Genomic DNA, 16,983 nt, shown 5'->3' with positions numbered 1-16,983 from the left:
AATAATGAAAGTCATTCATTTTGGTGCAGGAAATATAGGCCGCGGTTTTATTGGCAAATTATTAGCAGACGCAAATTCACAAGTAACTTTTACTGATGTCAATCAGCCATTAATTGACCAACTAGCACATCAACAATCTTATAATGTTCATGTTGTTGGTCAGGAAAATCGTATTGAGAAAGTCCAACACATTCACGCTGTTAATAGTAATGACCCTAAAACGATAGAGTATATTGCAACGGCAGATATGCTTACAACAGCAGTCGGGCCTCAAGTGCTTGAAAAAATTGCCTCAACGATAGCTAAAGGCATTATTCATAGAAAATCGTTGGGAAATAACCAGCCACTCAATATTATTGCATGTGAAAATATGGTGAGAGGAACTAGCCAATTAAAGCAACATGTATTGGCTCAATTGCCTGAAGAGTTACATCAATGGGTTGAGCAGCATATTGGTTTTGTAGACTCCGCAGTTGACCGTATTGTTCCTCCGATGGAGGCAGCGAATGATGACCCGCTTGATGTTACCGTCGAATCCTTTAGTGAGTGGATTGTTGATCAGACACAATTTGTTGGTGATATTCCTATTATCGAAGGAATGGAATTAACGGATAATCTAATGGCATTTGTCGAACGTAAGCTATTTACGTTAAATACAGGCCATGCAATAACAGCTTATCTGGGACAATTATATGGATACCAAACAATTAGTGAAGCGATTGGCGATTTGAGGATCCACACTATTGTTAAATCGGCAATGAAAGAAAGCGGGCAAGTATTAATTCAACGTTATGGCTTTGATTCGAAAATACATAATCAATACATAGATAAAATACTGAGCCGCTTTGCGAACCCATATTTAAAAGATGATGTTAGCCGAGTAGGACGACAACCTATGCGAAAATTAAGTTCAAATGATCGCCTAATTAAGCCGTTATTAGGTACATTTGAATATCAATTATCACATGAAAATCTGATCATAGGTATTGCAGCTGCATTGCATTTTAGGTGTGAAACTGATCCCCAAGCAAATGAAATGGCAAAGTTAATTGCAGACAAAGGACTTACCCAAACGGTCATTCAACTTTGTGGAATAGAGCAATATCCAGAGGTAATTGATAAAATTTGTACTCAATACCAGTTAATGATGTTGAGTAAAAAGTAATATTACGGATAATGGGTTAATTATTGAGGTTCAATCACTTTATGGCTACCTACTATGTGAAAGCAAGTAATATAGCCATAAAGTGATAAAAGAAGCTAATATGGAAAATAAACAAAACATTGAAAATCAAATTCTTGAGCGGTTGAATCAACGACCAGAGGTGCACTTATTTGTTCAAGATGTCGTTATTTTAATTTCACAAGCTATTGATAAATTAATGTTAAAAGTTTTCAGAAAGGATGACTATGCAGTAAAATATGCAGTTGAGCCTCTTTTAACTGGAAATGGCCCATTAGGGGAGTTATCGGTTCGTTTGAAACTCTTATTTGCGTTAGGGGCTATTTCTCGTGAAACCTATGAAGATATAGAATTATTTCTTGCTTTGAATGAGTCATTATCTGCAGAAAAAATAAATATAAATTTTACGGATGATGAAATTTTAGGCAGTATTAAAATGCTTCATTGTATGGAGCCATTACCAGAAATGATGAGATTTAATCAGCCAGAAGATCTTATTGATAATCAATTAATTGAATTGCAAAAATACCGTTTTCAGCAAATGATCAAATCTTCATTGATATTGTCTGTAACAGCTTTAATTACCCAAATTATCGAAACGGATGTATTTTAAAATCGGTTATTCTATCATCCCTATTTTACTGTTTACTTATCAAGGTAAATATGTTTGAAATAATGCATTATTAGCCGAGAATCAGCAGAGCATCGAATGAATATTATTATTGCACATGAAATCACCACCGAAGATAAAGAAGAATTACTTGCAGGGTTGCGTAGTTTTAATACTAAGTTTTTAAATGCCGACCGATTTAGTTCATTAGGAATTTATTTTAAAAATGATGATGGCGTGATGCTTGGTGGTTTACTTGCCTCAATTAAGGCAAATTGGTTATGTATTGATTATTTATGGGTTAGTGAAAGTGCCAGAAATGATGGATTAGGCCGTGAATTGATGTATACCGCTGAACGGGAAGCAAAAAAACTAGGCTGTATGCATAGCTTAGTTGACACATTTAGTTTCCAAGCTTTGCCATTTTATGAAAAATTAGGATATGTGAAACAAATGTCATTACCTGACTTCCCGGAGACAGGTATGCAACGACATTATTTAACTAAGCGTGATATATGAATTTTATTATTACAACTAATTTCGGTGATAACTTTATTTGTATTCTCCTCAGTTGGGCTTATGCTCTCTAAAGGCTATTTTTACTTCATCTCTTTTCTTCTGGTATCGGCTAAATAAATTTACCAATAAAAAATACTATATACATGAGTACTTAGATTCCACTAAAAGTTACTAGACCTTCTTGGAAGTAAAAATAATCAATTTATTGTTTTTATTTGAAAATGGAGGTCTTAATAGATCTTTAGAAGTCCCTACAGGAATCGATTTTTTATGTTATCAGTTTGATTAATAATGATTAAATTAATATTTATTTCTGATTGTAACCTTCTTTATACCCTCACTTTTTATTGGTGCTTTAATTACAAAGAATCTAAGATACTTAACTACCAAACCTTTATCCATGCCATGGGTCGTATTCTTATCGATATGTGCGAGCCTGGTTTCAACCCATGCTAAGTTAAAACCTTCCTCATGCAAGATAGTGCCCATCTTGTGACGGATACCATGTTTTGTTAGCCTTCCCTCATACCCAAACAATTAAATAGCCATGTACATCTGCTCCTGGTTGTAACATTCTCCAATACCTTTAATGATTACTTTAATATAATTGTTGCTAGCTATGAGGTTCATGATGCGCTTACCTTTTCTCCATTGATTTGTATACTTAATGTTATATATGGAAGGCCATATACTTTGTTATTATCCTACCGAAGGAGCAATACTCACGAGCCAAAATTGGTATTATGCTTATGTGGTTTCAGATTTAAAGAAAAACTGTTGATAACAGCCTGTTAATGAGCCCAGAAGTGTTGGCTTATTTTTCAATTAATCAATTCTCGTATAAAAAGTAAAATAACATTCAAGCGGCCAAGTCATTTCAATTACTCAGAACGGCACTCAATCAGTTGGTAGGAGGAGGGATCATTAATTAAAAGTGACTCATTTTTAATTAAATATCTATTAGCATTTTTGCTTATAACGAATTGAGGCGGGGGGATTTTACAATCCTGTTTATTAATAATAGATGCATTAAATCCTGTGGCTATTTCTTTTAATGTATAATTCCCCTCGCAAGAATATAATTCTTGCCAAGATGAAATAGTTAACTTAGCCTCATTGTTAAATTTAAATTTTAGATTAATAAGTGTATTAACATCATTATTTGATTTTTTCTCGGGATCGTGAAAATAATAGCAACCGATGGTTTTAGTTGCATATGCACAATTTAATATAATGAATGAGAGTAATGCACTAATAAATAGAAGGTAACTCATTTTTGATTCATTCATCGATGATAACTAGTATACATAGCGTAATAGCAGAAAGTAGGTTAGCACTTCGTTAATTAACCGATTAATAAGCATTTTGACGAACTTTAAAGGATTGTAAAATCCTATTCCAGATTTCAATCATTTGTTATATCTGTCTTAATAATGAACTCTAAAATTTCTTTAAACATTTCTTTTCTGTCTAAATTTATAGAATATTTAGGCACTGTACCGTCACCGTGCCCGCCCTCATAATCCATTGATGGCGTACTTTTCCATTTATTGCTAGATTTGAGTAACGTATATTCGTGCTTATCGCCATACATCTCAGTAGAACGGTTGTCATCAGATACCCATAAGCAAGGGGTCTTATCACGTAATTTCCACGTCACTGTTGCATCTGAACGACGACTATCTTTCGGGGCATTTTCATCAAAATACGTTCCGTAAAATTGGTAAGTATTCGCATGATATTGATCATTTATATCTAAAATGAAAGGATGAACATCATCATTACCTACCTTTTGACTAAAATCCGTTTCAACTGCGTTAGAGTCTAGTAATTCACGCCAACGCTTTTCTGACGTAAAAACTCACCCGAGAGTATCCCATGCTATTAATGCCAGATTACGGCGTATTCACCAGACTGAATCGCCCGTATCTTTATGTTTTAAGTTAGACCCCATAATGCTAGGTAAAAAAATAACAGGAACCACTTTGGTTGCAGGGATATCAAGGTGGACTTTGGCATTCCGTGATTGATGTTCAGTCGTACATTCCCAAGAAACCCGTTTTTTCACATTAAATTGACAAAAACGGTGTTGGATATTTTCGCCTTGTTCATCCTGACTCATTGTATTTCCTTCAAATAGAGCATGGCGATGATTGATTTGATGTTCCCACTTATACTCAAATACATTTATTAATGAAAAATAAGGCGAGAATGATGACAATATCGATGAGCAATTTATTGAGTGATAGGGAATTATTTATTTTGCTGAATCAATGCATACCGGTTCAATAGTTGCTTAAAGTGGGTATCAATACGTTGATATTCTGATTCAGGTACAGTGCCTTGCGCTTGTAATTGTTCTAGTTGGCGTAGCTCTTCCTCGAGTGGCAACCCTTGATTAAAATGCTGACGTGCATTAAACATAATCGTTTTTAATTCAGATCCAGTGATATAGCTGCGAGGTTTACCATCGAGACTGTCTAAGCGCGTACTGAGATTATTTAACTCCGTCATCCCTTCCGACCACTGTTGGAGTTTATCGCGAGATGACGCGTTGATTTGCATATTTTGCTGCCATTTATCGTTTAACGCGGTGACTTCTTGTCGCTCACTATAGTGTTTGGTGAGGTAATTCACCATACTCAGCCCATATTGCTGAGCCCAAATCGGGGATATCGACTCCAATTCCATAAGGTAGTTATCGATCATATTGAGTTTTTCGGGCGAGAAACTATTCGGTTGGGCTGAATTGGTTTGTAATTGCAGCTCAACTATCGATGCAATATTCGGTGTAAATTCAGGTAGTTGTGGGAGTGCCTGCGCTAAGGCATGACTATTAGTTGATGGTTGGAAAACATAGAACGCGCTGGCACAAAGTGCCCCTGTGAGAATGATACCTGCCGCCAATCCAACGTAAAGTCCTTTACGATAAGAAGGTTTGGCAAGTGGTGGAGGACTTATGGTCTCACTGGTTTTAATGGAAATCGGGGTGACTGCGGTATGAGCTTGAAATGTCGAGGGTGACGTTTTCGGGAGTTGCGGAAGTGTCGGTGGAATAAAACCGTTATCGGGCGCATCTGTACTCTCTAATTGCCTTGCTTGAGAGGCGAGTAAACTTTGTAAACGCTCTAGCTGAGTCAGGTGTTTGAGTTCTAATGTTTGTAACTGCTGTGCAATTTGGTTCAGCGTGATTTCAGTTTGGTAAAGTGCAGGGAGATCGGCATAAATGGGAGCATATGCACGTAATCCCGTCACTAATTGTTGGCTTAATGTGGCGATAATTTCGACGCGAGCATGGGTTTGCTGTGGCCAAAGTCCTTGCCAGTGGTGACGGAGTAAATGCTGGAGCAGTGATAATCCTTCATTTAATCCTTCGATGCCATTTTGATGCTGGCGGATCAGGGTAAACCAGGCGCAAGTTTGTAGATCTCCTCCATTTTGATTGAATAAGGATAAACATAAGCCATGAGCTCGAGCCCAGTCAACATCAGGGCGGGCAGGGTGGAAGCGTTTGTTTAACTCGTCTTTAAGGGCAGAGAAATCAGCCAGGGTGCGCGGGTCACCACCAAGGCGTAATGTCTTTAAGTCTGGATTCATAATTGTCTCATGCAATCGTCGGTTTAAATCGTATCGAATTGTTTTTTTAGATGATGTAATAAAATGCGTCCATCAGGCATAAATTGGGTGCCATAGCGGATCAAACCTTGTTCGTGCAACTCAACTTCAAGGGCATAGTGGAGTGCACCAAAGCTATTTTGCGGTAATAACATTAAAGAAAGAGATTTGATGCGGGGCTCATACTTGAGCAACGTTGCCGATAAAACAGTCATCATATTGTGAGCGGTGCCGGGGAGACCTTGGATCATTTTACTCATATCGGGAAGCCCGTAATCTGGAATATGTTCGATGCTCCCTGCTCTGGTATTGAGAATACGGCGAATATTGTCCATGACGGAAACCATCACTTGGTCATGTTCTGGAATGTCATCAATATTCAATCCTCCCGCAAAATACCCTGTCAACATTTCATATAATGAAGGTTGAGACATGTTATTTTTCTCCCAGCGGTTTTAGTGTCATCGTGTTATCCACGAGCGTTAATAAACGTGGGTCATCAGGTAATAACCGTTTTTTGGGGATCACCACACGCCAATCATCGGTGACAAGGTCTGGATGGTGAAACATCACGGCGATAGCAACAAACTCAGCGCCTTCTTCGAGAGGCATATCAAGAGAAATTGATTCGCCAGGGCGAATTCGCAGATCTTTTTGTGTGACTAATGAGGATTTGAGTACTTGGCTATCTTTAGCGAAAAGGGTGGAATAGTCGCTTTCTACAAAGCTTTCAAAGTTTTTTAGTTGATAAACACGGATAATCGTTGATAACGATGCGCCAGTATCATCGGTATTTAATGCTTCACGTGCGACAAAATCTAAGTGTACGACTTTCACTTGTTTATAAAAGAGGGAGCTTGCAACATTGCGAGTACCATCACCGACCATCTGAGTAAGACCACAGCCCGATAGATTTAATGCGCTGAGGAGCATTAATGTTTTGCCGCAAAAGGAGAATAGAGGGAATTGTTTCATAAGTGATCCTCAAACTTAAAATCGATAATTAGCATAGTGTTGGGGAGGCGTACTCTGTGTTGACGTCGTTAATCGTTGGTAACGCCCTAAATTTAACGTGATAACGTGTTCTTGATGCGCAGTTTGTGGGCTGAGTGTTCCCATTGCTGCGGTACGCCCCAATTGAACACCTTGGTGAGATTGAGTGCTTAACGCCGCATTGGGTAATAACTTTCTTGGTAACGTTAAGTTAAGACGAGCATTGACGCGTGATCCGAGATAAACATGCAATAGTGCCATTAAATCTTGATACAGCACCCCATCAGGCAACCAGTTCCGAGCTTCTTCAAGGTTATTGGTTTGTAAGATAATCAAAATTTGGCTATTAACATCGGTGGCGTACTGACCTAATACGGGTTTGTTGGCTAATGTCATCGGTGTTCTGCAGGATAACCCTGTTTGAGTGGCTTGCTCGATGCGTCTTGGGTCATGAGGCTTGATGTTAACTTGGGTATCAGGCGCCAGTAATTTAACTAATGATATAACCCCTTCGGCGGTACGAGTTGGAAAACGTAGCGTACCCAGTAATGCGAGAAATCGGGATAATGGCGCTTGTATATGTTGCGCCGTGCCAGGTATACCTAAGCCAATTAACCCATATAAATACTGGGAAGTTTCGTCTTCACCTCCCGCTAAAAATGTTGCAGGGTAAGAGTATTTTCGCCAAATACGATAAAACTGCGTCGTCAGTCGGTGGTTAAAAATATCTAAAAAATCGGCAAGAGACTCGGTTCCCTCACGTCGTTGTGCAATGTCATCAAGGTAGGTTGTCGGTAGCGGGGAAGTGACACCATATAACCCTAAAAAAGTCGTTCGAATGCTCGGAGTTATACTATCACGGTATCTATCGTCAATATCCAACCCTTTAATTTCGGTGACGGGAAAGCCCATTCCACGGTGAGGGCGAAAACGAATCGCATCTGTTTTGGGGTCTTGAGTACTGCCGAGCGGCGAGCTCTGTGCATTACTTTGTTCTAGTAGCTGGCAAAATCGATAGAAATTAACTAACGGAAGACGCTCCCCAAGCGCATCAAGAAGCGGATTTACTGAGGATGATTTTCGGTCCATGTCAGACTATTTCCTGTCGGTAAAATATGTAAAGTCAATTGGTTAAACAGGTGTACATCGGTATAGAGGGCAAAAAAACGGTTGAGCATTTCGCCAAAAAGATGAATGTCACCTTCACCGTTAAAGCCGTGGCTATCAATAGTGATGTCAATGGCAATACCTCGGTGTAAAAAGCCTTTTTCAAATCGTTCGATGAGATGCTGCTCAACGTGGATCATGGCATCGAGTTTACGGCTATTCAGGTCATCCTCTCGCCAATCGTAAAGTGCGAGAGTGCCTCGTAATACCTCTACGTTATCCATCATATTCAGGAAGCTGGCACCAAGGTGGCTAAGTACACGCCAATGAAATCTATCTTCAGCAGGTGGGTAGCAAGGTAGCGTAGGTTTGCATAAGTTACGAACCCGTAACTGTGTCTGTAAAGTCTCTTCAGTTCTGTCTAATAATGTACTTTGTAACGCTTTGCGAGGGAGTTGTCCGTTAGTCCCGGTTAATTGGAGCGATAGTGTTTCACTTTCAAGAGATGCGCTTGGTTGCTCGTGCGCTCTCCCTACAATTAACCATGTGTCATGTAGTCCGCTGACGCCGCGTTTAATTCGTGTGTGATAGTAATGTTCAGGGGCGTTGTGGCGGAGCATTCCCCCTCTGTGACGGAAACTACTGAATGGCACATAGTGAATATGTTCATCTCGCCTTGTGCCATGAACCGTATCGACTGCATAAATTTCGGTGTGTCCATCTTGCAAGCGCCGAGGGCGTAGTAAATATTCACTTTCTAGCCCATTAACCGTCAGTGGGTCGGCTTCAATGTTGAATAAGTTGATCACCGGAACGCTGTGCAGTTTTAGGTTATCCGTACTTAATGGAATATCGCTATCCCATAGCGTATCAAGCACAATTTCGAGTTCAAAATGACTCAATCCTTCAGGTAATTGAATCTCACCGAGCCCGTTTAAGTTGACGAAGAAAAATTTTTCACGGAAAGAAAAATACTCCAGTAATAGCTGGTAGCCGCTGAAAGTGCTATCGCTTTTAGGCCACAGTTGGTCTTCTTCAGCAAAGCCCCCCGGGGAAAACCAAAGGGGTAAACGAATACGATCAGGGGACGATGGCAGGCGAATATAGGTGGCTGCAACTTGCTTAGTCAGCGCTAAATGGAGTGCATAGGTCGTTGGAACGTCACCAGAGAGATAAAAGGGGAGTGCATTAAGCGCGGTTTGTTTCCAGTCAGCGAGCTTCCCACAATCGAACTGCAAACGAATTACGGAACGGCCATCAGGCTCTGTGGTTAAATTAACGGTTGATAGCACAATGGGATTGAGCGTTAAGTCTCGCGTTGTGCGATAGCGGCAGACGGTCTTTTTGGGACCAATCGGGCGCGAAAGCACTTCAAAGTTAGCAGGGATCACCGATGAGAGTTTCATATCGTGAATATCTGGCGCGAGTTCAACGACAGAAAGTGATGGAATAGTTTGTAGATAATGAGGCCAAAGTAGGCTAACTAACCCTTCTGTTAACTCAGGTAAATCATCATCAATTTTTTGGCGCAATTGCCCCATGGAGAAGGCAAAACCTTCAAAAAGTCGTTCAACAAAAGGGTCAGGAATGCCCACTTTGTCTAAATCTAATAACGCCGCACGATCGGGGTGAGCTTGAGCGAATTCTTTAGCTGCTTCACGCAGATATCGCATCTCCGCATCATAATAGCGAAGGGTTAAATCATCCATTTGTGTGGTTCTCATTGATTAATTTAGGGGTAGAGCACTAAGGCTCGCACAGGATCTAATCGTGTGAGTTGAGCCAGTAACTCAGACATTTGATGATGCAGTTCAGCTTTGTCAGGCGTGTTACGCTGCGTTTTCCCTCGCAACAGTTGCAATTGGCGGGCTTTAACTTCAAATAACGAGTGTGGTTCCCAATCAGCGAGACGCATCTGCTCAGCACTGTGGTCTAATTCACGAAGTAAATTCAGTGCCAAATCATAACGAGCAAATTGTTCAGCCACTCTTGCCATCACTAATTGCAGCAACCATTTTTGACGGGGTGTTTGGATATTCGGACGTGACATTAACCAGGCTAATGCGGCTTCAACGCCTTCAGTGTCAGCTTGAGTTAACGCTTCTTGTTCTAACGAAAATATTGAGTCGTTATCATCGTCACTTGTGCCACGAACAGGCATGTGGTGGAGAGACTGAATATTCTCTTCTAGAATATGCTGTTTGATCCACGCTAATGTAACTTCATCAGCGAAAGGTGTGCCATCTTCCCAAGCGAGATTTTCTAAACCCGGTAAGCGAAGTAAGAACTGCTTTAAATCAGAAGTAATCACTTCTGCCCAGCCGTCCCACGGCGCAGGGGATTTACTCAATGCCTGATGCAAATACCACTGCACATCTAACCAAAAATGATTAACGCCTTCTGCAAACAATCGATCGGCTTGCTCGGTGAGTTCGAGCCAATTTTGTTGCAGATATAAACGTTTTAGCTGCGCTTTAGCATCTGAGCGTGGTGGGGCTAATCGAGTACAACCTTGCTGATTTTGTGGGGGAGATTGGTGTAGCGTATCCCACCGTACGGATTTCATCAGCCGGTGACCTGACAACCAACCATTAGGTTGATTACGCAGATAATTGGCAAGCACTTTGGCTTGGTCAAGTAATTCGCGACCCGATTGAATAGGGGTAATAGAGCTGATACCCGATGATGTCTGTTTTGTTGATGTATTTTCTGTTGATTTAATATTTTGAGGAACAACACTATTCGCACCGCCAGATTGTGCAAGTCGATTTTCTAAGGCACGTAAGAGGGGCGCAAGGTTAGGGCGGCTTGCTTCATCCCATGTACTAAATTCATCCACAATCGAGCTAAGTAACGCCACGATACGTGCAAATTCGTTACTATCCACTTCAGGATAAAGGGATAAGCTGTCGATAACTCGTTGACCCGCGAGCCATTCAATGGCGGATTTTCGGCTATTTGGGCGATTTGGCAGCAAGTCATCATGGTAACGGTGGAGTAACCCTGCCAGTAATCCTAACCCATCGGCTAATCCCGTTTCCCCTTCACGATGCAAACGCGCCCAAATATAGTAAGTGATAACGCGTGCGTCTTTACAGACATGAGTTAAGAGATTTTCGGCAAGTGTACAGATTAATTGTGTATCTGAGCCTGATAACTTGTTGACTTCTTCTTTCATACGTTCGAAGTCATCGTCATAGCCAGGGTCTTCCCCAACCGGATTTTCAGCTGTGATTGGCAATAACCAGCGTTCCCATAACACGACTTGTTGTTCCACTAATTGATTAGCGACAAGCGGATTTCCGGTAAAACAGGCTGTGCGCAAGGCAGTTAATAAAGGCATAGGTGATGTCCTATCGAGGCTAATCCAAGAAGATTTTTTCAGGTAGCACAAAGTTACGTAGTTTTAATAGCGCCAGTGGGCCTTGGCCCATTTCAGTACGCAGTTGGTAATTGAGTGTATTGCCAGCTGGCGTGGTCCATGACACGGTATAGCTACTGGTGCTTCCTGCATAAGGCGCGACATTGGCTGTCTCGAGTAAACGGATTAACCCCCAGACACCAGGATGATCGCCATAGAGTCGGGTACCGGTGGAGGTCGTCATCCAAGACAATGAGGCGCCTGACGCGATGGTATCGGCAGGCCATACAAACCGTTGCCATTGCGGGAACTGGTTATCGTAGGTAAGATTTTGCTTATCGATCACCAGTACGGTCTGCATCACCTGTTTACTGGTTCCCGGACGCATCTCGAAGTACAGGCGAGCCTCTCCATCGGCGAAGGCCACATCGCCTAGCTCACTCAAGGTATTCATAGCCTGAATAAACTCAGGGTTAAAGCGTAAACCTTGAGCATTCGTGCTATTGGGTACCCAATGGTTACCTTCTTTGCGTAAGACACCTTGCAAACGTGTTTCTAAGAAGCGCTGAATACGTCCATTATCAGGGCGAAGATATTGTGCCATCAGAGGCAAAGAAATATCACTTTGCGTGTCTTTCAAGGGATAGCGACCGCCAAAGGCGTTGTTCCATTCATTGACAATCGCATTTTGCCATTCGCTATTGATCCCTTGAGCGGTAGGTGTGAGCAATTGCTGCCACGCTTGGGTCATGGGCTCCACTAACAGTGCATCGCCAAAAGGTTGCCACTCTTGCCCAAAACTGGCGGCAATCAAGCTCCCCATATCCCGCGTTTCGGCAAAATCGACACTTTTACCTTCTAGAATACTTTGTGCGAAGGCTTGGGACATGGCTTGTGGGTCGGGGGCATTTACCACTTGCTGAAGTTTTAAGCGCACACGAGTAATACGGGTTAAATACGCTTGTAAACTCAGATTATCACCGGTTTGTGAGGTGGCTTGAGGATCAACAAAGTTTAGGATAGGACCAAACGTCTCTTCCAATGGCCCCGTAAAATCGGCTTTTTGGTTAATCACCGGTTTTTGTTCTTTGTTGAGCAGCTCTTTTGCCGAATTAACAAACGAGTCGGCCAGTTTTTCTGCCTGACGTCCGGTTTTCCCTTGGTAGGCGAGGGTATTCATCAGGGCAATGACCGGAGATTGGCGAACATCGCTCATTAATGTGAGCTGGTCAATAGTATCGGACAGGCTGTCGGTCTGTCGCCATTGCAGGCTGTTTAAAAAATTTAACCAGCTACTTGAAAAATCGGCAAAATAACGCTCGGTGAGTTGCTGTTTAAGTACGTCAGGCGAAATATCTTGGCTAAGTTCATGCTGGTTGTCGCTCAATACCCAGTCAATTTCATTGCGACGGGATTCAACCACTTTTTTGATGGCGGGTTGAATGGATTCTTCCCACGCTTTGCGGGTAAAAATGCCCGGTACAAACTCTTCTGTCGTCAATAAAAAGCTAACATCAGTATCGTTTGTCATGTCATTGAGGGTCATATCCGGAAATTGGTTCTGTGCCTGCAAAAGCACTTTTTGGTATAATGAAGCACTTTCGCTGCGTTGGCCGATTTGTCGAATGAGTAAGGTACGGCTTTGATTAATCAGGTTATTGTTAGCCGATAATTGCCAGCCAGGGTGCTTGGGTAGCTGCTGCGCGTAGAACATGAGCAACTCTTTGCCGAGAGTGTGCCATTCTCCTTCATCCATTCCCTGAGGGGCGGGTAGGGTAGTTAGGATACTATCAGTAAAAAACGCCGGATCCATGCGTTCAGGCGTACTCATCATGAGATAAGTTTTTAAATCTTGATATGCACGTTGTGTCGCTTGGCGACGCTCATCACTATTTGGCGATAATTGTGTATAGGCTTGCAATCGTTGCTCAAGTTGTTGACGGATATTATCTCGCAGAGGAGGGAGTACCGTCTGCTGATACAACGGCCATAAATGCGCTAATAGCGGCTCATTGCTATTCAAGCCAAAATGTAGCCAAAAAGGCACTGAGTTCTGTTCCCGATGAGTTAACAGCCCAAGAGTTTGCTGAAAATCATACTGAGCTTTGAGGCGTTCAGTTTCCGGCAATTGGCTGTTAGCGGCGACGCTCGCACTTTGGTAGCTCTCTTCGATAAGCTGGCGATTGGCGAAATAAGAGACAATCATGCCTGCACCCCACAAGGTCATGGCGGTAGCAGCACCGTATTGAACGAGACGTTTTTTTTCAAAGCCTAAAGAGGCAGGCTGTAAACCGGATGCCAGTTCAGATTGCACATTTAACCAGCTTTGCCAGCGCGTATCGGGGTGCCAACTATTGGGTAAACGTTGCTGATTTAACGGATTGATAGAAGGGCTAAATGCGATGCCGGAAAAAGGCAGTGTACGTAATTGGGTATTGAGTGGCGCTAATGCGGTCGCAAGCTGCTGGCTGCCCCCGTTTTGTAGAAATTGGGCTAAGGCGAGTAGATAGGTGTGTTTCTGTTCGCGAAGTAATGCTTGGGTTCCGTTGATCACAAGTGCGGGGATCAGGCTTAACAAGCTAGGTGATAGCGCCTCGGCTGGCATATTTTGCTCTGTCATGCAGAGGATAGCGGGCGTTTCAACAGCACTGAGGGATTGTTGGTCACTGACACTCCATACCCAAACAGGCGCACGCCAACCTAATGCTTGGAAGAGGTTTTGGATTGCACGCCCTGCGTTATGGGCTGTTGCGGTATTGAGGTTAGTGAACGTGACGCTGTTGTCTAAAAGCTGGGAAGAAATGCTGTTTTCTGTCACCCAAATCACACCATCGAGCGGACGACGTCGGCGTAGGTGTTTGAGGGTTTCTAGTCGCTCTGAGTCTATGGAACTGCCGATATCGCCACCGTAGATAAGCAAGGTGCCATCACACTCTTGCCAGATTTCTTGCGTCAGGCTAGGGGCGAGTTTTTCGACGGCGGAGTGGGAGCCGAGGAGGAGCTGAATGGAGACTTTGGAATGCCAGAAAGTGCCGTATTGGTTGCGTAGTGCTTGAATAATTTCATTGTGCAATAAGCTTATTTGTTTAATCGGCGCATGTAAATCGATTGAGCTATTCTGTGGCTTAAACGCTTTCTGTTCTTGTCTTTGTGAAAATTTATTTTTTATAGGATAAAAATAAATACCGAATAAAGCAATGATACTGAATATCGACATTCCAATATAGTATGGTGTTAAGTCAAAGGGTTGATATTGATAAGTGACAAATAAAACGATTGATAAACTTAGGAGTAAGACTAAAAAAATCGCAAATAGCTTCCCACGAGGAAAACTTGCGGATATTTTATTTTTCATATTAAGACCTACGAATATAAACAGCGTAACTGGCACCATGAGGATTTGGGTGAATGAGGATTTGGTCTAATTTTGTTTTTAATGATATTTCAGTTACGAGTGAAAGGTATGTAAAAAATGCATTCGGATGAGGCGTTGAATAAGATAATGCGAAAGAACGAATTGGAATAGATTTATCAAACTCAATATTTTTTTCAGTGTAGGTGATGAGAACGTTATCTACGATATCTTGCTGACTCTCAGTTATCCATGTTTGGAATGTATTCTTTCTCGATATCCCACTGTAATCCACGTATTTCACTATTTCATTATCGATATCTTGGGTGTCTATTTCCATGACGCGTTCGACTTTTACGTTGACATTATTTGAATTCATGAATTGTTGGTTTGTTGAAAATAGTTGAGCTGAAATAAATTCGCTGTATTTTGCTTGCGACTGGATCGTCACAATTAAAAACATCTTGTTTTGTTCGGTATCATCATAAGCTGAAAAAATATCTTGATAGCGAGGTGATCGAATAGGTTTGAGCTGCCAATGTTCATAAATTAAATTTTCATTACTGATACTATCATTACTGTCGAAGAGGTAAATTTTTGACAGATAAGACCGATAAAGAGGAGACTGTTTTTCGAGTTGTGCATCAAGGGTTGCAATGAAGTCATTATCAAATTGCAAAAGATTGAATAAACGACGAGGTTTATTTGGAAACATCGGAACGGCTTCTGCTTCTTGCAAAAACACGTCAGTACCGTCTTTATCGGGGGTATAGATAACGTTTGCGATAGAGATCACTGAAGATTGGCACCATGCTTGCCATTCCCTTTTTGTGATTTCTTTCTCTTTTTCCCAGTTGTGACAGGTGATCACGGAATGTTGATAACGAACGTATAAAAAACTGATACAGGCAAAAAAGAGGAGAGCGATAATGGGGAATGCGATAAATAATAACCGTGTTTTTTGCTCTGCCGATAATGTGACACTATAGGCATAAACGGCAGCAACTATCGTTACGAAAAAGAAGAGTATAACCTTATAGTTGGGTTTTTCTATCGGTGTTTTATTCGGAATAGAGGGGATCTTCCAATACATCGATTCAATATCCTTATCTGCTTATTTTATATGGGTTGTGGGCTCGGAGCTGATCACCCGACACCCACATGCACATAGGCACTGATCCACTACAATGGCAATACCATTATCAAAAGCGGAATCAGCCCCTTCTATAATGGTGTTATTACCGTGTTTGGGGCAGGAAACAAGATCTCCAACGAGTGCAACTTGTTTACCGTCAATGTACATTGTGGATGAAGCCGAGAGCACATGGCCTCCATGGGTATTTTTGTCACCAAGACAGACAAATCCTTTCATAGTAACCAACTAGAATTAAATTTTTGTTATTAATAAAATTAAAAAAGTAGCTTAGGTAATATTAAAGGCCTTGTTCTTTGCAATCGTTGTCTGACAATAAGGACAAACTAACCGAAATATCTTTATCAGCAATTTCAGGTATCACTAAAGGGTGACCGTCTTTATCTAAACGACCATAATAATCTTTATTTTCTGCCGTTATTTTATAGCATTGCCCTTCAGTAGAGCCACCAAAAGGGTTTGCTAATGTAATGTTTTTATTTCGCTCAGTGGTCATTGTTTTAGGTGCACAGCCTGAAATGGCGGCGATACTGATAACTAAAGAAGATAGGGTAAATAACTTTAAATAAGCGTTCATAATAGTTCCTTGAAGTAAAATTAAAGTGAGTTTAATGCCGAACTGTCACCCATGTAGGGCAGGGTATGGGCGATATACATTATATGATTTGTCTTTAATGCTGAATGGGTTGTAAGCTTACGGTCTTTCTTTATGGTTACCTTAGAATAGATGAAAATTATTTTAGGTAAGCTGTCATCAATGATACTGACATTTTTTCTAAACTACTTAATTAGTATTGTTGCCAATATTAAAACGCATTGGGTTTATAACGTAGAGAGCCGACAATCCTATCCCAAATATCTACCATCTCTGATTCACTGTAGGTAGTGAATAATTCTTGATTGTTCATAAGAATATGTAAGTTAGGGAGCGTTAAAGAACTCGTGGCTTCATTGGCATAAAACGTAAAGAAATAATAGGGTAAATTTGGGATCCTTTTGTTTTCTGCTTTTGAATACACTTCTTGCTCACCTTTCACGAGCCATTCCTGTGAAGGAATATTATTGGGTGATAAATTTCCATTTCGGATTG

Annotated in this window: 17 protein-coding genes and 1 pseudogene; 3 read left to right on the top strand and 15 right to left on the bottom strand. The window is 41.4% G+C overall.

The features are described 5' to 3' along the window. Positions 1 to 4: 4 nt before the first annotated feature. From PSE60_RS14530 to PSE60_RS14520, 3 genes are all read left to right on the top strand, one after another. Positions 5 to 1,165, top strand: coding sequence for a mannitol-1-phosphate 5-dehydrogenase (locus PSE60_RS14530; protein ID WP_272665861.1), 1,161 nt, complete (start codon positions 5 to 7; stop codon positions 1,163 to 1,165). Between the two features lie 100 nt (positions 1,166 to 1,265). Then, positions 1,266 to 1,796: an MltR family transcriptional regulator gene (locus PSE60_RS14525; protein WP_272665860.1), complete on the top strand. Its 531-nt coding sequence runs from the start codon at positions 1,266 to 1,268 to the stop codon at positions 1,794 to 1,796. Positions 1,797 to 1,892: 96 nt separating this feature from the next. Beyond that, on the top strand, positions 1,893 to 2,312 hold the full coding sequence (locus tag PSE60_RS14520; RefSeq protein ID WP_272665859.1) for a GNAT family N-acetyltransferase: 420 nt from the start codon (positions 1,893 to 1,895) through the stop codon (positions 2,310 to 2,312). 402 nt (positions 2,313 to 2,714) lie between these two features. On the opposite strand, the pseudogene PSE60_RS14515 reads toward PSE60_RS14520, so the two are convergent. From PSE60_RS14515 to PSE60_RS14445, 15 genes and pseudogenes are all read right to left on the bottom strand, one after another. Then, positions 2,715 to 2,849 (bottom strand): annotated as a pseudogene (locus PSE60_RS14515) (tyrosine-type recombinase/integrase); the annotation flags it as partial. A gap of 344 nt (positions 2,850 to 3,193) precedes the next feature. Beyond that, entirely contained in the window at positions 3,194 to 3,601 is a 408-nt protein-coding gene (locus PSE60_RS14510) for a hypothetical protein (RefSeq protein ID WP_272665858.1), read from the bottom strand. A 116-nt stretch (positions 3,602 to 3,717) separates the two neighbouring features. Next, positions 3,718 to 3,972 (bottom strand): hypothetical protein, encoded by a 255-nt coding sequence (locus tag PSE60_RS14505; protein ID WP_210839144.1) that lies wholly within the window; start codon positions 3,970 to 3,972, stop codon positions 3,718 to 3,720. Positions 3,973 to 4,218: 246 nt separating this feature from the next. Then, the gene (locus PSE60_RS14500) at positions 4,219 to 4,434 is read right to left on the bottom strand and encodes a hypothetical protein (protein WP_272665857.1); all 216 of its coding nucleotides are present in this window, start codon (positions 4,432 to 4,434) and stop codon (positions 4,219 to 4,221) included. Positions 4,435 to 4,565: 131 nt separating this feature from the next. Then, positions 4,566 to 5,909 carry a VasL domain-containing protein gene (locus PSE60_RS14495; protein ID WP_272665856.1) on the bottom strand — a complete coding sequence of 448 codons (1,344 nt, stop codon included), beginning with the start codon at positions 5,907 to 5,909 and terminating at the stop codon, positions 4,566 to 4,568. 23 nt (positions 5,910 to 5,932) lie between these two features. Then, positions 5,933 to 6,361: a type VI secretion system baseplate subunit TssE gene (gene tssE / locus PSE60_RS14490; RefSeq protein ID WP_210839138.1), complete on the bottom strand. Its 429-nt coding sequence runs from the start codon at positions 6,359 to 6,361 to the stop codon at positions 5,933 to 5,935. Between the two features lies 1 nt (position 6,362). Continuing rightward, on the bottom strand, positions 6,363 to 6,902 hold the full coding sequence (gene tssJ, locus PSE60_RS14485; protein WP_272665855.1) for a type VI secretion system lipoprotein TssJ: 540 nt from the start codon (positions 6,900 to 6,902) through the stop codon (positions 6,363 to 6,365). A 15-nt stretch (positions 6,903 to 6,917) separates the two neighbouring features. Beyond that, positions 6,918 to 8,009 carry a type VI secretion system baseplate subunit TssG gene (gene tssG / locus PSE60_RS14480; protein WP_272665854.1) on the bottom strand — a complete coding sequence of 364 codons (1,092 nt, stop codon included), beginning with the start codon at positions 8,007 to 8,009 and terminating at the stop codon, positions 6,918 to 6,920. Then, positions 7,985 to 9,736 (bottom strand): type VI secretion system baseplate subunit TssF, encoded by a 1,752-nt coding sequence (gene tssF, locus PSE60_RS14475; RefSeq protein ID WP_272665853.1) that lies wholly within the window; start codon positions 9,734 to 9,736, stop codon positions 7,985 to 7,987. Before tssF ends, tssG begins: the two co-directional genes overlap by 25 nt. A gap of 23 nt (positions 9,737 to 9,759) precedes the next feature. Then, a complete protein-coding gene (gene tssA, locus PSE60_RS14470; RefSeq protein WP_272665852.1) occupies positions 9,760 to 11,370 on the bottom strand; it encodes a type VI secretion system protein TssA in 1,611 nt (536 codons plus the stop codon). Between the two features lie 19 nt (positions 11,371 to 11,389). Further along, positions 11,390 to 14,743, bottom strand: coding sequence for an ImcF-related family protein (locus tag PSE60_RS14465; RefSeq protein ID WP_272665851.1), 3,354 nt, complete (start codon positions 14,741 to 14,743; stop codon positions 11,390 to 11,392). A 1-nt stretch (position 14,744) separates the two neighbouring features. After that, complete coding sequence (locus PSE60_RS14460) at positions 14,745 to 15,833, bottom strand: hypothetical protein (protein WP_272665850.1); 1,089 nt, start codon at positions 15,831 to 15,833, stop codon at positions 14,745 to 14,747. A 21-nt stretch (positions 15,834 to 15,854) separates the two neighbouring features. Next, the gene (locus tag PSE60_RS14455) at positions 15,855 to 16,112 is read right to left on the bottom strand and encodes a PAAR domain-containing protein (protein WP_272665849.1); all 258 of its coding nucleotides are present in this window, start codon (positions 16,110 to 16,112) and stop codon (positions 15,855 to 15,857) included. 61 nt (positions 16,113 to 16,173) lie between these two features. Next, positions 16,174 to 16,470 carry a hypothetical protein gene (locus PSE60_RS14450; protein ID WP_272665848.1) on the bottom strand — a complete coding sequence of 99 codons (297 nt, stop codon included), beginning with the start codon at positions 16,468 to 16,470 and terminating at the stop codon, positions 16,174 to 16,176. Positions 16,471 to 16,699: 229 nt separating this feature from the next. Beyond that, positions 16,700 to 16,983: T6SS immunity protein Tli4 family protein (locus tag PSE60_RS14445; protein WP_272665847.1), on the bottom strand; the 284-nt coding region annotated here is incomplete at its 5' end.

Origin of the sequence: Providencia sp. PROV174, from assembly GCF_028480685.1 — a bacterium.
Taxonomy (GTDB): Bacteria; Pseudomonadota; Gammaproteobacteria; order Enterobacterales; family Enterobacteriaceae; genus Providencia; species Providencia rettgeri.
Note: the sequence above shows the minus strand (reverse complement) of the source record. Positions and strands in the feature narration are given on the sequence as shown.

Coding starts and splice junctions, on each gene's coding strand:
- tssE (WP_210839138.1), bottom strand. CDS start 6,361: ATGTCTCAACCTTCATTATATGAAATGTTGACAGGGTATTTTGCGGGA.
- tssA (WP_272665852.1), bottom strand. CDS start 11,370: ATGCCTTTATTAACTGCCTTGCGCACAGCCTGTTTTACCGGAAATCCG.
- PSE60_RS14455 (WP_272665849.1), bottom strand. CDS start 16,112: ATGAAAGGATTTGTCTGTCTTGGTGACAAAAATACCCATGGAGGCCAT.
- PSE60_RS14450 (WP_272665848.1), bottom strand. CDS start 16,470: ATGAACGCTTATTTAAAGTTATTTACCCTATCTTCTTTAGTTATCAGT.
- PSE60_RS14510 (WP_272665858.1), bottom strand. CDS start 3,601: ATGAATGAATCAAAAATGAGTTACCTTCTATTTATTAGTGCATTACTC.
- PSE60_RS14465 (WP_272665851.1), bottom strand. CDS start 14,743: ATGAAAAATAAAATATCCGCAAGTTTTCCTCGTGGGAAGCTATTTGCG.
- PSE60_RS14525 (WP_272665860.1), top strand. CDS start 1,266: ATGGAAAATAAACAAAACATTGAAAATCAAATTCTTGAGCGGTTGAAT.
- PSE60_RS14495 (WP_272665856.1), bottom strand. CDS start 5,909: ATGAATCCAGACTTAAAGACATTACGCCTTGGTGGTGACCCGCGCACC.
- tssF (WP_272665853.1), bottom strand. CDS start 9,736: ATGGATGATTTAACCCTTCGCTATTATGATGCGGAGATGCGATATCTG.
- tssG (WP_272665854.1), bottom strand. CDS start 8,009: ATGGACCGAAAATCATCCTCAGTAAATCCGCTTCTTGATGCGCTTGGG.
- PSE60_RS14500 (WP_272665857.1), bottom strand. CDS start 4,434: ATGAGTCAGGATGAACAAGGCGAAAATATCCAACACCGTTTTTGTCAA.
- tssJ (WP_272665855.1), bottom strand. CDS start 6,902: ATGAAACAATTCCCTCTATTCTCCTTTTGCGGCAAAACATTAATGCTC.
- PSE60_RS14460 (WP_272665850.1), bottom strand. CDS start 15,833: ATGTATTGGAAGATCCCCTCTATTCCGAATAAAACACCGATAGAAAAA.
- PSE60_RS14530 (WP_272665861.1), top strand. CDS start 5: ATGAAAGTCATTCATTTTGGTGCAGGAAATATAGGCCGCGGTTTTATT.
- PSE60_RS14520 (WP_272665859.1), top strand. CDS start 1,893: ATGAATATTATTATTGCACATGAAATCACCACCGAAGATAAAGAAGAA.